12 protein-coding genes are annotated in these 12707 nt (G+C 66.6%); all 12 read right to left on the reverse strand.

Annotation, left to right across the window (positions count from 1 at the left end; translation table 11 throughout):
• The 12 genes from accD to gltA all read right to left on the reverse strand — a co-directional run bounded on the left by accD (position 1) and on the right by gltA (position 12668).
• Positions 1 to 885 carry an acetyl-CoA carboxylase, carboxyltransferase subunit beta gene (gene accD, locus OVY01_RS04185; RefSeq protein ID WP_267845859.1) on the reverse strand — a complete coding sequence of 295 codons (885 nt, stop codon included), beginning with the start codon at positions 883 to 885 and terminating at the stop codon, positions 1 to 3.
• Positions 885 to 1706, reverse strand: a complete 822-nt coding sequence (trpA, locus tag OVY01_RS04190; protein WP_267845861.1) for a tryptophan synthase subunit alpha — start codon at positions 1704 to 1706, stop codon at positions 885 to 887. Before trpA ends, accD begins: the two co-directional genes overlap by 1 nt.
• A complete protein-coding gene (locus tag OVY01_RS04195) occupies positions 1693 to 2592 on the reverse strand; it encodes a DNA-methyltransferase (protein ID WP_267845862.1) in 900 nt (299 codons plus the stop codon). The genes trpA and OVY01_RS04195 overlap by 14 nt, the downstream gene beginning before the upstream one ends.
• A 38-nt stretch (positions 2593 to 2630) precedes the next feature.
• Positions 2631 to 3824, reverse strand: a complete 1194-nt coding sequence (gene trpB / locus OVY01_RS04200; protein ID WP_267845864.1) for a tryptophan synthase subunit beta — start codon at positions 3822 to 3824, stop codon at positions 2631 to 2633.
• A 130-nt stretch (positions 3825 to 3954) separates the two neighbouring features.
• Entirely contained in the window at positions 3955 to 4713 is a 759-nt protein-coding gene (locus OVY01_RS04205; RefSeq protein ID WP_267845866.1) for a phosphoribosylanthranilate isomerase, read from the reverse strand.
• Entirely contained in the window at positions 4701 to 5501 is an 801-nt protein-coding gene (gene truA, locus OVY01_RS04210; protein ID WP_267845868.1) for a tRNA pseudouridine(38-40) synthase TruA, read from the reverse strand. The genes OVY01_RS04205 and truA overlap by 13 nt, the downstream gene beginning before the upstream one ends.
• A 61-nt stretch (positions 5502 to 5562) precedes the next feature.
• Positions 5563 to 6723, reverse strand: a complete 1161-nt coding sequence (locus tag OVY01_RS04215; protein WP_267845870.1) for a hypothetical protein — start codon at positions 6721 to 6723, stop codon at positions 5563 to 5565.
• Positions 6724 to 6728: 5 nt separating this feature from the next.
• On the reverse strand, positions 6729 to 7850 hold the full coding sequence (gene asd / locus OVY01_RS04220) for an aspartate-semialdehyde dehydrogenase (protein WP_267845872.1): 1122 nt from the start codon (positions 7848 to 7850) through the stop codon (positions 6729 to 6731).
• Positions 7851 to 7932: 82 nt separating this feature from the next.
• Complete coding sequence (gene leuB, locus OVY01_RS04225; RefSeq protein WP_267845874.1) at positions 7933 to 9000, reverse strand: 3-isopropylmalate dehydrogenase; 1068 nt, start codon at positions 8998 to 9000, stop codon at positions 7933 to 7935.
• A gap of 60 nt (positions 9001 to 9060) precedes the next feature.
• A complete protein-coding gene (gene leuD / locus OVY01_RS04230; RefSeq protein ID WP_267845876.1) occupies positions 9061 to 9714 on the reverse strand; it encodes a 3-isopropylmalate dehydratase small subunit in 654 nt (217 codons plus the stop codon).
• A gap of 51 nt (positions 9715 to 9765) precedes the next feature.
• Positions 9766 to 11175, reverse strand: coding sequence for a 3-isopropylmalate dehydratase large subunit (gene leuC, locus OVY01_RS04235; protein WP_267845877.1), 1410 nt, complete (start codon positions 11173 to 11175; stop codon positions 9766 to 9768).
• 191 nt (positions 11176 to 11366) lie between these two features.
• Positions 11367 to 12668, reverse strand: coding sequence for a citrate synthase (gene gltA, locus OVY01_RS04240; RefSeq protein WP_267845879.1), 1302 nt, complete (start codon positions 12666 to 12668; stop codon positions 11367 to 11369).
• Between the last annotated feature and the right edge of the window lie 39 nt (positions 12669 to 12707).

Consider the following 12707-nt stretch of genomic DNA (forward strand, 5'->3'; position numbering starts at 1 on the left):
TCAGACCGGTGACGTGGTCACGGGGTCCTGCATCTGGCGGCCCAGCAAGGCAATCAGGCGCGCCACCTCGTCGCGCATCCTGCGCCGGTCGACGATCATGTCGATCGCGCCCTTTTGCAGCAGGAACTCCGAGCGCTGGAACCCCTCCGGCAGCTTCTCGCGCACCGTCTGTTCGATCACGCGCGGGCCCGCGAAGCCGATCAGTGCCTTGGGCTCGGCGATCACGACATCGCCGAGAAAGGCGAAGCTCGCCGACACGCCGCCCATCGTCGGATCGGTGAGGATCGAGATGAACGGCAGTTTCGCCTCCGACAGCCGCGTGAGCATCGCCGTGGTCTTCGCCATCTGCATCAGCGACAGCAGGCTTTCCTGCATCCGGGCGCCGCCGGACGTGGCCACGCAGATGAAGGGTGCGTTCTGTTCCAGCGCATTCTGCGCGCCACGGACGAAGCGCTCGCCCACCACCGAGCCCATGGAACCGGCCATGAAGGAGAATTCGAAGCAGGCCAGCACCGCCGGCTGCGTATGGATGGTGCCGCCCATGACGACCATCGCATCGGTCTCGCCGGTGTCGTCCATCGCGTCCTTCAGGCGCTCCGGGTATTTGCGGCTGTCCTTGAACTTCAGCGCGTCGACCGGCACGATCTCCTGACCGAGTTCGTAACGGCCCTCGGCGTCGAGCAGCGTGTCGATGCGCGCGCGCGCCCCGATGCGCATGTGATGGTCGCACTTCGGACACACATACATGTTCGCCTCGACATCAGTGCGATACAGCACTGCCTCGCACGACGGGCACTTGATCCACAGGCCTTCGGGAATGCCGCGGCGCCCGGCCCGGTTGTTCTGTTGAATCTTGGGCGGCAGCAGTTTATCGAGCCAGCTCATCAGTGGGACTCCTGGGTTCTCGCCGGGGCGTCCAGCGCCGCACGGACTTCTGCGATGAAACGGGTCAGCGTCGGCACCGCTTCGACCGGCGGCGCCTCGCTGAGCAACTGCACGATCCGGCTGCCGATCACCACCGCGTCGGCGCTTTCGGACACCGCCCGCGCGGTCTGTGCGTCGCGAATGCCGAAGCCCACGCCGATCGGCAACGGCACCGTTTCGCGAATGGACGGGATTCTACCCGCGATCGCGGCGACGTCCAGGTTTCCCGCGCCCGTGACGCCCTTGAGCGACACGTAATAGACGTAGCCGCTGGCGATCTTGCCGACCGCGGCGATGCGCTGCGCAGACGACGTCGGCGCCAGCAGGAAAATGGGATCGATGTCGGCCTCCCGCATGATCCGGGCGAAATCGACCGATTCCTCCGGGGGATAGTCGACCACCAGCACGCCATCGACGCCCGACGCGCTGGCGGCCGCGGCGAACTCGCTCACGCCCATGCGCTCGATCGGATTCGCATAGCCCATCAGCACCACGGGCGTCGTATCGTCGTCGAGCCGGAAACGCCGCACGTCGGCCAGCACGTCGCGCAGCCGCACGCCGTGCGACAGCGCCCGCTCCGAGGCCCGCTGGATCACGGGGCCATCGGCCATCGGGTCGGAGAACGGCACGCCGAGCTCGATCACGTCGGCGCCGCCGGCGGCCAGCGCATGCATGAATTCCACGGTGCGCGCCGGATCCGGGTCGCCCGCGGTGATGAAGGGAATCAAGCCCTTCCTGCCCGCGGCCCGAAGCGCCGCGAACCTCTTTTCAATACGAGACATGAGTGGGAATCCCAGAAGAAGATGCGCCATCGTCGGCGTCGTCGTCATACTCGGCGAGCAAGGCATCGCCGGCTGCTGCGGCACCGGCATGGCCGGCGGGGTCGGGGGCACCCGCGCGCAGCGATGCCTGCAGCGGTTGCGCGGACGGCTCGCTCAGCGCCGCGAGCCGCTGCCGTGCCAGCGCGCAATAGTCGGCGTTGATCTCGTACCCGAGAAAATGGCGGCCCTGCCGCGCGCAGGCCACGGCCGTCGTGCCGCTGCCCATGAAGGGATCGAGCACGGTGCCCCCCGGCGGGCAACTCGCCAGCACCATGCGTTCGATGATCTCCAGCGGTTTCTGCGTGGGATGCGCGACGCGCTCGCCGTGCTGGCGATGCAGCCGCGACACGGACCACACATCCTTCGGGTTATAGCCCATTTCCAGCCACTTGCTGCCCGCGAAAAGCTTGCGCGAACGCGCCTTCTTGGTGGCCGCGTCGTACGGCACGCGTACCGGATCGAGATCGAAATGGTAATGGCGGCTGCGCACGAACAGCCCGATATTGTCGTGCACCGAACTGAAGCGCCGCGTCGTGCCGCCCATGCTCGGCACGCGCCGGTCCCAGACGATCTCGTTGATCATCGTCATCCGGCGCTTGAGGAAACTGAAGATTTCCGGCGCGAACTGCCAGCTGCAGAAAATGTACATCGAGCCGCTGGGTTTGAGCAGCGGGATCGACATTTCGAGCCAGTGCTCGGTCCATTCGAGGTGATCGTCGGCGTCGAGCTTGTCGGAATCGTTGCCGTAATCCTTGCCGAGCCCGTACGGGGGATCGGCGATGATCAGGTCGACCGATTCGCGCGCGATCGAGCCGACCTCGGCGCAGTAATCGAGATTCTCGATCACCGACGACGATGGCGGGCGGAGGAACGGTCCCGTAGACACTAGAAAACGATGCCGCCGCGTTCGGCGACGGTATGCATGTCCTTGTCGCCCCGGCCCGACAGATTGACCAGCAGCAACTGATCTTTCGCCAGCGTGGGGGCGATCTTCACCGCGTGGGCGATCGCGTGGCTGGATTCGAGCGCCGGGATGATGCCCTCGATCCGGCAGCAGTCGTGGAACGCGGCGAGCGCCTCCTCGTCGGTGATCGTCACGTACTTCGCGCGGCCTAGATCGTTCAGCCAGGCGTGCTCCGGCCCCACGCCGGGATAGTCCAGCCCGGCCGAGACCGAGTGGGTCTCGATGATCTGACCGTCCTCGTCCTGCAGCAGATAGGTGCGGTTGCCGTGCAGCACGCCGGGCGAACCGCCGGTGATCGATGCCGAATGCCGGCCCGAGTCCATGCCGTCCCCGGCGGCCTCGACGCCGATCAGTTCCACGTCCGGCAGATCGATGTACGGATAGAAGATGCCCATCGCATTCGAACCGCCGCCCACGCAGGCGATCACGCTGTGCGGCTGGCGCCCGGTCATCTCCGGCATCTGCACCTTGCACTCGTCGCCGATCACGCGCTGGAAGTCGCGCACCATCATCGGATAGGGGTGCGGACCGGCGACCGTGCCGATGATGTAGAAAGTATTCTCGACATTCGACACCCAGTCGCGCATCGCTTCGTTCAACGCGTCCTTCAGGGTCTTCGACCCCGACTCGACCGGGATCACCGTCGCGCCCAGCAGTTTCATCCGGTAGACGTTGGCCGCCTGGCGGCGCACGTCCTCGGAACCCATGTAGACGATGCATTCCATGCCGAAGCGCGCGGCGATCGTCGCGGTGGCCACGCCGTGCTGCCCGGCGCCGGTCTCGGCGATGACGCGCGTCTTGCCCATGTGGCGCGCCAGCAGGGCCTGGCCGATGACGTTGTTGATCTTGTGCGCGCCCGTGTGATTCAGGTCCTCGCGCTTGAAGAAGATCTGCGCGCCGCCCAGCTCCGAACTCCAGCGCTTCGCGTGATAGATCGGCGAGGGGCGGCCGACGAAGTGTTTCAGCTCGTAATGGTATTCGGCGAGAAACGCCGCATCGTTGCTGTATTTCTCATACTGGCGCTTCAGCTCGTCGAGCGCGTGCACCAGGGTCTCGGCGACGAACACGCCGCCGTAGCTGCCGAAATGGCCGCTTGCATCGGGAAAATCGTACATGGTCACTCCAGTGAGTCCGGCTCGTGCCGGACATCGTCGGACCCGCGTCGGCAACCGCGGGTGTTCGGAATCGGGCGAAGGCATCGGTGGCGCGTGTGCCCGACGGGAACCAGGGGGCGGCGCGCAATACTCACGCCGCGTCCCGGTCCGCCGCGCGCACGGCCTGCACGAAGGCCGCCATGCGCGCGGCATCTTTCACGCCTTTCACCTGCGCGTCGCCCGCGGCTTCGATGCCGCTTGATACATCCACCGCGTAAGGGCGTACCCGGCGAACCGCGTCAGCGACGTTTCGCGCGTCCAATCCACCACCCAAAACGACCTGATGCCCGAGTTCTTTTGGAATGCATGACCAATCAAAAGGATGACCGCCGCCGCCATAGCCGTCGACCAGTGCATCGAGCACCAGCCCACGCGCGGCGGCATAGAGAGACACGTATTTTAGCAAATCGGCGGGCGTCGTCGTCGATCCGATGCGAAGCGCGCGAATCCAGGGCAAACGCGCGGCGTCGGCGAGGCGCGCGCACTGCGCCGGCGTCTCGTCGCCATGGAACTGCAACAGCGACAACTGCCCCGCTTCCGCGGCCCGGCAGACGCTCGCCGCGTCGGCGTTGACGAACAGACCGACCGTCGCGACGAACGGCGGCAGACGGCGCGCGAGCGCCGCGGCCTGCGTGACGCTCACCGCGCGCGGGCTTTTCTCGTAGAACACCAGGCCGATCGCGTCGGCGCCAAGCCGCACGGCGAGATCGACGTCCGCCGCGCGGGTCATGCCGCACAGCTTGATGCGGGTACGATGCGCGCCATGCACGCCGGATACATTGCTCGCGCGATGCCCGTCGTCCGCGTCGCGGGCGTCATCCGTGTCGTGCGAACGGTTCAATTCGGCCATTGCCAGGTTCCCGGGCGCGCCGCCAGATTCGGCGCAGGTATCTCGAATTCCGCCGGATAGCCGACGCGGCTCAGATACAGGCCATCCGGCATGAAGGTGGCCGCCGCGCGGCGGCGGTCGCCGTGTTCGAGCAGCGCGTCGATCCAGGCCGGCGCCTGCTTGCCGCGTCCCACCGCGATCAGACACCCCACCAGGTTGCGCACCATGTGGTGCAGGAACGCCGATGCGGTGAAACGGAAGTGAATGAAGGGACCGTTCGCCGCCACCAGGATCTCGTGCATCGTTTTTACCGGCGATTTGGCCTGACACTCCGACGAGCGGAATGCCGAGAAATCGTGCCGGCCGACCAGCCGCGCCGCCGCCGCGCGCATCGCGTCCACATCCAGCGGAGTATGCACCCATCCGACCCGGCCGGCGAGCAGCGTCGGATTCACCGGATGAACGTAGAGCACGTAGTCGTAGCTGCGCTCGAACGCCGTGAAGCGGGCATTGAACGCGGCCGGGACCGGTTTCGCCCACTGCACCGCGACGCCGCGGGGCAGAAAATTGTTGACGCCGCGCACCCAGGAAAAGTCGCTGCGCGTCACCGTCGTGTCGAAATGGACCACCTGGTTGAGCGCGTGCACGCCGGTATCGGTGCGGCCCGCCGTCACCACCCGCACCGGGTGGCAGGTGAAGGCGGCGAGCGCCTTCTCCAGCGCGTCCTGGACGGTTCGGCCATCGGGCTGGACCTGCCAGCCGCGAAACAGCGAGCCGTCGTACTCGATTCCGGCCGCGATACGCGTCACGGGCGCAGCGGTGTCGACCCCATGGGCCCTTGCACCCGTTTCGGACGTTTTCAGTATTGCATCAGACATCGGACGACTGGGCCCCTTTGGCACGACCGCGGCGCCGGCCTGCCGTCCTGCGCGGCCGGTCCACGGCAACGGCGGGCGCGGACGGTTCGTCGAGATTGAGGTCCAGACCCGCGAACGACGCCGGCAGCCGCGCGGTCGGGGCATTGAATATATCGAACCCGGCAGGCGGCGCCTCGGCCACGTGCGACGCCCTGTCGACATCGACAGGGCGTGCAACGGGCATCGAGGACGTCGGAATTGCCGGTTCGTTCTCTTCCGGCAGCGACAGATCGAACGCGTCCAGCGCCAGCGGCGCGCGTGCCGGCTGCCGCGCCGCGTGTTCGGCCAGCGCGGCGAACGGATCGGCGCTGTACAGCGGATTATCGGGATCGACGACGCGGCCCAGCACGGCTGCGCGCCGCCACAGTTCGCCCTCGGCGTCGGTCTCGTCCCACAACGCATGCGCGAACGACTCGACCTGCGCGCGCTCGCCGCGCCGCGCATGCCATTGCAACAAGCCGAACAGCGCGCCGACGTCGCGCGGCGCGCGCGCCAGTTGTGCCTGGAGCGCCGCTTGCTCGCGGTCGCCGAATTCGAGACCGCGCAATGCCTCCAGCGCCGCCATCTCGCGACGGCCTGCCTCGTCGCCGCTCCGGTGAACGGGAGCCGGGCCCGGTACCTGTCCCGCGCTGCCGCTGCGGACCATCGGCCCGGCGGTCGGAATGGATGGCGCGGGCGATGCGGCCGGGGCCGGCGGCACGGAGACCGTCGACGGCACCGCAGTCGGCGTCGCGGCGGTCAACAGCGAAGCGACCGAAGGCGCGGCAGCCGAACGCGCCGCGTGCGCCGACGAGGCGACCGAGGTCGTCACCGTCGGCGGCGGAACGACGGGGAGCGCCGCTGCCGACGGTACCGCCTTCGAAGACACGCCTACTGGCGCGATGGCGGCCGGTACGACGACGGGCGACGGCGCAACGACCGGAGGCACCACACCCGACGATGCGGCCGCCGGCATCGCGGGAGACACGACACCGCTGCGTGCGGCGCCGACCAGTTCGCGCTGGCGGCGGCGTCGCTGCCGCCGCCGCGCCCGCATCACGCACAGCGCCAGCGCGGCAATCGCCAGCGCCGGGAGCAGCCAGGGCGCCCAGCCGGCCAGTACCGCTGCGGACATCCCCGTCACGCGTCCAGCAGGATGCGCAACATCCGCCGCAGCGGTTCGGCCGCACCCCACAGCAACTGGTCGCCGACGGTGAAGGCGGACAGATACGCATTGCCCATCGACAGCTTGCGCAGCCGCCCCACGGGCACGCCGAGCGTGCCGGTCACGGTCGCCGGCGACAAATCGCGGATCGTCGCCTCGCGCGTGTTCGGCACCACCCGCACCCAGTCGTTCGCCGAGGCGAGGATCGATTCGATCTCGTCGAGCGGCACGTCCTTCGTCAGCTTGATCGTCAGCGCCTGCGAGTGACAGCGCATCGCGCCGATGCGTACGCACAGCCCGTCGACCGGCACCGAACCCGGCTGGCCCGCGATCCTGCCCAAAATCTTGTTCGTTTCGGCGCCGCCCTTCCATTCTTCCTTCGACATGCCGTTGCCGAGATCCTTGTCGATCCATGGAATCAGCGAGCCGGCCAGCGCCGCGCCGAAGTGCGCGGTCGGCATGGCCGCGCCGGTCATCGTTTCCAGCACCTTGCGGTCGATGTCGAGGATCGCCGAGGACGGCTGCGCCAGCTCCGCGCTGACGGCGCCATGCAGCGCGCCCATCTGCGCGAGCAGTTCGCGCATGTTCTGTGCACCCGCGCCCGACGCCGCCTGATACGTCATCGCGGTGGTCCACTCGATCAGGTTCTCGCGGAACAGGCCGCCCAGCGCCATCAGCATCAGGCTGACCGTGCAGTTGCCGCCGATGAAGTTGCGCGTGCCGTCGCGCAACGCATGATCGATCACGTTGCGGTTGACCGGGTCGAGGATGATGACCGCGTCGTCGTTCATCCGCAGCGTCGAGGCCGCGTCGATCCAGTAGCCCTTCCAGCCGGCGGCACGCAGTTGCGGGAACACCTCGGTGGTGTAGTCGCCGCCCTGCGCGGTAATGATGATGTCGCACTGCTTGAGCGCGTCGATCGACATCGCGTCTTTCAGACGGGTCTCGTTTTTGGCGAACGACGGCGCCGCGCCGCCCGCGTTGCTGGTGCTGAAAAACACCGGTTCGATCAGCGCGAAATCGCCTTCTGCCTGCATCCGCTGCATCAGCACCGATCCCACCATCCCACGCCAGCCTACGAGACCTACCGTCTTCATCGCATCACCCACTCGTTATGATCGGCCGGCGGCCCCACCGGCCGCCGCTTGCCACTTCTGCCATGCCCTGCCCTGCGCGCCGTTACAGCGCGGCCACCACCGCATCGCCCATCTCGCGCGTCCCGACGCGCTGCGTGCCCTCGGTCCAGATGTCCGCGGTGCGCAGTCCCCGGGTCAGCACCTTCTTGACCGCGTGCTCGATCCGCTCGGCCTGTTCCGGCTTGCCCAGCGTGAAGCGCAGCATCATCGCCGCGGAGAGGATCGTCGCCAGCGGATTGGCGATACCCTTGCCGGCGATGTCGGGAGCCGAGCCGTGCGAGGGTTCGTACAGCCCCTTGTTGTGCGCATCCAGCGACGCCGACGGCAGCATGCCGATCGAGCCGGTCAGCATGGCCGCCTGGTCCGACAGAATGTCGCCGAACATATTGCCGGTGACGATCACGTCGAACGCCTTCGGCGCGCGTACCAGCTGCATCGCCGCATTGTCGACATACATGTGCGACAGTTCGACGTCCGCATAGTCGCGGCTCACCTCGGTGACCACTTCCCGCCACAATTGCGACGTTTCGAGCACGTTCGACTTGTCGACGCTGCACAGCTTGCGCCCGCGCTTGGCGGCCGCCTGGAACGCGACATGCGCGATGCGCACGATTTCCGGCTCGCTGTAGCGCATCGTGTCGAAGCCTTCGCGCGCGCCCGGGAACAAACCGTCGGGCGATTCACGGCGGCCGCGCGGCTGGCCGAAATAAATGTCGCCGTTCAATTCGCGGATGATCAGGATATCCAGCCCGGACACCACCTCCGGCTTCAGCGACGACGCCGCCGCCAGTTCCGGATACAGGATCGCCGGGCGGAAATTCGCGAACAGCTGCAAGTGCTTGCGCAGGCCCAGGATCGCCTGCTCGGGGCGCAGTTCGCGCGCCAGCGTGTCGTACTTCCAGTCGCCCACGGCGCCGAACAGCACCGCGTCGGCGGCCTTGGCCAGCGCCAGCGTCGCCTCGGGCAACGGATGTCCGCTCGCCTCGAAACCCGCCCCGCCCACCGGCGCCTCTTCCAGCGCGAACGACTCGCCCAGCGCGTGCAGCACCCGGGTCGCCTCGGCGACGATTTCGGGACCGATGCCGTCACCCGGCAATACCGCGATCTTCATGATGATTTTCCTGTAGGTCTCTTTGCGGGGCGCCCCGCATGGCGCCGCACGCCCATGACGTCAGCCGACGACGCGGTTCGCCAGCCAGGGCTGGCGCAGCAGGCGCTCGGCCTCGAAACGCTTGATCTCGTCCGCATGCCGCAAGGTCAGCGCGACGTCGTCGAAGCCGTTGACCATGCAGTACTTGCGGAACGCGGCGATCTCGAACGGGTATTCCACGTTGCCGTCGATCGTGCGCACCGTCTGCGCCTCGAGATCGATCGTCAACTGGAAGCCGTTGAACGCGAACGTATCCCGGAACAACCGGTCGATCTGCGTCTCGCTCAGCGCGATCGGCAGAAAGCCGCTCTTGAAGGAATTATTGAAAAAGATATCGGCGAAACTCGGCGCGATCACCGCGCGAAAGCCGTACTGTCCTAGGGCCCACGGCGCGTGCTCGCGCGAACTGCCGCAGCCGAAGTTCTCGCGCGCCAGCAGGATGGTCGCGCCCTGATAGCGCGGCTGGTTCAGCACGAAATCCGGGTTCAGCGGGCGCTGCGAACAATCCTGCCCCGGTTCGCCGTGGTCCAGGTAACGCCACTCGTCGAACAGATTCGGACCGAAGCCGGTGCGCTTGATCGATTTCAGGAACTGCTTCGGGATGATGGCGTCGGTGTCGACGTTGGCGCGATCCAGCGGCGCCACCAGGCCGGTATGAACGACAAATTTTTCCATGACTGATCCACTCCGCGCGGCGCGCCGCCGAAATGGCGCGCCGAAATACGTTTAGCCCATCTGCCGGATATCGACGAAATGCCCTTCGATCGCCGCCGCCGCCGCCATCGCCGGACTGACCAGGTGCGTGCGGCCGCCCGCGCCCTGCCGCCCTTCGAAGTTGCGGTTCGACGTCGACGCGCAGCGCTCGCCCGGGTCGAGCCGGTCGGCGTTCATCGCCAGGCACATCGAGCAGCCCGGATCGCGCCATTCGAAACCCGCGTCGACGAAGATCCTGTCGAGTCCCTCGCGCTCGGCCTGCGCCTTCACGAGGCCCGAACCCGGCACGACCATCGCGACGCGGATGTTCGGCGCGATCCTGCGGCCCAGGCGCTGCACCACATAGGCCGCGGCGCGCAGATCCTCGATCCGCGCATTCGTGCACGAGCCGATGAACACCTTGTCCGGGCGGATCGATGAGATCGGCGCATTCGGTTGCAGCGCCATGTACTTCAGCGCCCGCTCGATCGCATCGCGCTTGACCGGGTCCTTCTCGTTCTCCGGGTCCGGCACCCGGCCGTCGATCGAGGTCACCATCTCGGGCGACGTGCCCCAGGTCACCTGCGGCACGATCGTCGCCGCCTGCAACTCGACGACGCGGTCGAAATGCGCATCCGGGTCGGAGACCAGGGTGCGCCACTGGCGCTCGGCACTCGGGAACTCGGCGTCGGACGGCGCGAACGGACGATGCCGGACGTACTGGATCGTCGTGTCGTCCACCGCCACCATGCCGGCGCGCGCGCCCGCCTCGATCGCCATATTGCACACCGTCATGCGCCCTTCCATCGACAGCGCGCGGATCGCCGAACCGCCGAACTCGATCGCATAGCCGTTGCCGCCCGCGGTGCCGATCTTGCCGATGATCGCCAGCACGATGTCCTTCGCGGTGCAGCCGCGCGGCAGCGTACCGTCCACGCGCACGAGCATGTTCCTGCTTTTCTTCTGCAGCAGCGTCTGCGTGGCGAGCACGTGCTCGACCTCGGAGGTGCCGATGCCGAAGGCCAGCGCGCCGAACGCGCCGTGCGTGGACGTATGCGAATCGCCGCAAACGATCGTCATGCCCGGCAGGGTCGCGCCCTGCTCCGGTCCGATGATGTGCACGATGCCCTGGCGCAGGTCGTTCATCTTGAACTGGGTGATGCCCGCCGTGTCGCAGTTCGCGTCCAGCGTATCCACCTGGAGTTTCGAGATCGGGTCGGCGATGCCGTTCTCGCGTCCCGTGGTCGGCACGTTGTGGTCGGACACGGCCAGATTGGCGCTGATCCGCCAGACCGGGCGCTTCGCGAGTTTTAGACCCTCGAACGCCTGTGGACTGGTGACTTCGTGCAGCAGTTGACGGTCGATGTACAGCGTCGCCGTACCATCGTCTTCAGTGCGGACCACATGCGAGTCCCACAGTTTGTCGTACAGGGTCTGGGCCATCTCGAGAAGCGGATGTTTTTACCGCATATTGGGGGGGGACTTCGGATTATGCCATAGCGGGCTATGGGTGATTCGGCCGTCCACGGTCGGGAGGCGAATTTACATGCGCAGGCAATCGTTGCGATTGCCTGTGGGGAGGCGGTCCAGGTGACCGGCGGGCGCCGTCGTGAACCGCGGCGCCCGTGCGTGGATCAGCGTTCGCCGACCGGCTTGGCCTCGCGCGACGTCTCGCCGATATACAGCTGGCGCGGGCGGCCGATCTTCTGGTCCGGGTCCGCGATCATTTCGTTCCACTGCGCGATCCAGCCGACGGTACGTGCCATCGCGAAAATGCAGGTAAACATCGACGTCGGGATGCCCAGCGCGCGCTGCACGATGCCCGAGTAGAAATCGACGTTGGGATAGAGCTTGCGGGCGACGAAGTATTCGTCTTCCAGCGCGATCTTCTCGAGTTCCATCGCGAGCTTGAACAACGGGTCGTCATGCAGGCCCAGTTCGTTCAGCACCTCGTGGCAGGTTTCGCGCATCAGGCGCGCGCGCGGGTCGTAGTTCTTGTAGACCCGGTGCCCGAAGCCCATCAGCTTGACGCCGGAGTTCTTGTCCTTCACCTGCTTGATGAACTCGGGGATGCGCTCGACCGAACCGATCTCCTCGAGCATGTTCAGCGCGGCTTCGTTCGCGCCGCCGTGCGCCGGGCCCCACAGACACGCGATGCCCGCCGCGATGCAGGCGAACGGATTCGCGCCCGACGAGCCCGCCAGCCGCACCGTCGAGGTCGATGCGTTCTGCTCGTGGTCGGCGTGCAGGATCAGGATACGATCGAGCGCGCGCACCAGCACGTCGTTGACCACGTATTCCTCGCACGGGTTCGCGAACATCATGCGCATGAAGTTCGCGCTGTACGACAGGTCGTTGCGCGGATAGACGAACGGCTGACCGATCGTGTACTTGTACGCCATCGCCACCAGCGTCGGCAGCTTCGCGATCAGGCGGATCGCCGACACGTCGCGATGATGCGGATCGTTGATGTTCAGCGAGTCGTGATAGAACGCGGACAACGCGCCGACCGAGCCGGTCAGCACCGCCATCGGGTGCGCATCGCGCCGAAAGCCGCGGAAGAAGAAGTGCATCTGCTCGTGCACCAGCGTGTGCTTGGTCACCAGTTCGACGAACTCGTCCTTCTGCTCCTGGTTCGGCAACTCGCCCTTGAGCAGCAGATAGCAGGTTTCCAGGAAGTCGGCCTTGACGGCCAGATCTTCGATCGGGACGCCGCGATACAGCAGTTCGCCCTTGTCGCCGTCGATATAGGTGATCGCGGAATTACAGGCCGCGGTCGACATGAATCCCGGGTCGTACGTGAACTTGCCGGTCTGGCCGTACAGCTTGCGGATATCGATGACATCCGGGCCCACGGTGCCCTTGTAGATCGGCATCTCGACGCTGGGCGAGTCGTCCGAGAACGATAGGGTGGCTTTTACGTCTGACGGCGTCATGAGCTTCTTCCTTTGATCAAATTAAGTGTCGCTGAGTGT

Origin of the sequence: Robbsia betulipollinis (assembly GCF_026624755.1) — a bacterium.
GTDB classification, from domain to species: domain Bacteria; phylum Pseudomonadota; class Gammaproteobacteria; order Burkholderiales; family Burkholderiaceae; genus Robbsia; species Robbsia betulipollinis.

Bases quoted from the DNA above. Each gene is read 5' to 3' on its own strand.
- leuC (WP_267845877.1), bottom strand. From the start codon at position 11,175: ATGGCCCAGACCCTGTACGACAAACTGTGGGACTCGCATGTGGTCCGC.
- trpA (WP_267845861.1), bottom strand. From the start codon at position 1,706: ATGTCTCGTATTGAAAAGAGGTTCGCGGCGCTTCGGGCCGCGGGCAGG.
- leuB (WP_267845874.1), bottom strand. From the start codon at position 9,000: ATGAAGATCGCGGTATTGCCGGGTGACGGCATCGGTCCCGAAATCGTC.
- trpB (WP_267845864.1), bottom strand. From the start codon at position 3,824: ATGTACGATTTTCCCGATGCAAGCGGCCATTTCGGCAGCTACGGCGGC.
- OVY01_RS04215 (WP_267845870.1), bottom strand. From the start codon at position 6,723: ATGTCCGCAGCGGTACTGGCCGGCTGGGCGCCCTGGCTGCTCCCGGCG.
- OVY01_RS04205 (WP_267845866.1), bottom strand. From the start codon at position 4,713: ATGGCCGAATTGAACCGTTCGCACGACACGGATGACGCCCGCGACGCG.
- leuD (WP_267845876.1), bottom strand. From the start codon at position 9,714: ATGGAAAAATTTGTCGTTCATACCGGCCTGGTGGCGCCGCTGGATCGC.
- gltA (WP_267845879.1), bottom strand. From the start codon at position 12,668: ATGACGCCGTCAGACGTAAAAGCCACCCTATCGTTCTCGGACGACTCG.
- asd (WP_267845872.1), bottom strand. From the start codon at position 7,850: ATGAAGACGGTAGGTCTCGTAGGCTGGCGTGGGATGGTGGGATCGGTG.
- accD (WP_267845859.1), bottom strand. From the start codon at position 885: ATGAGCTGGCTCGATAAACTGCTGCCGCCCAAGATTCAACAGAACAAC.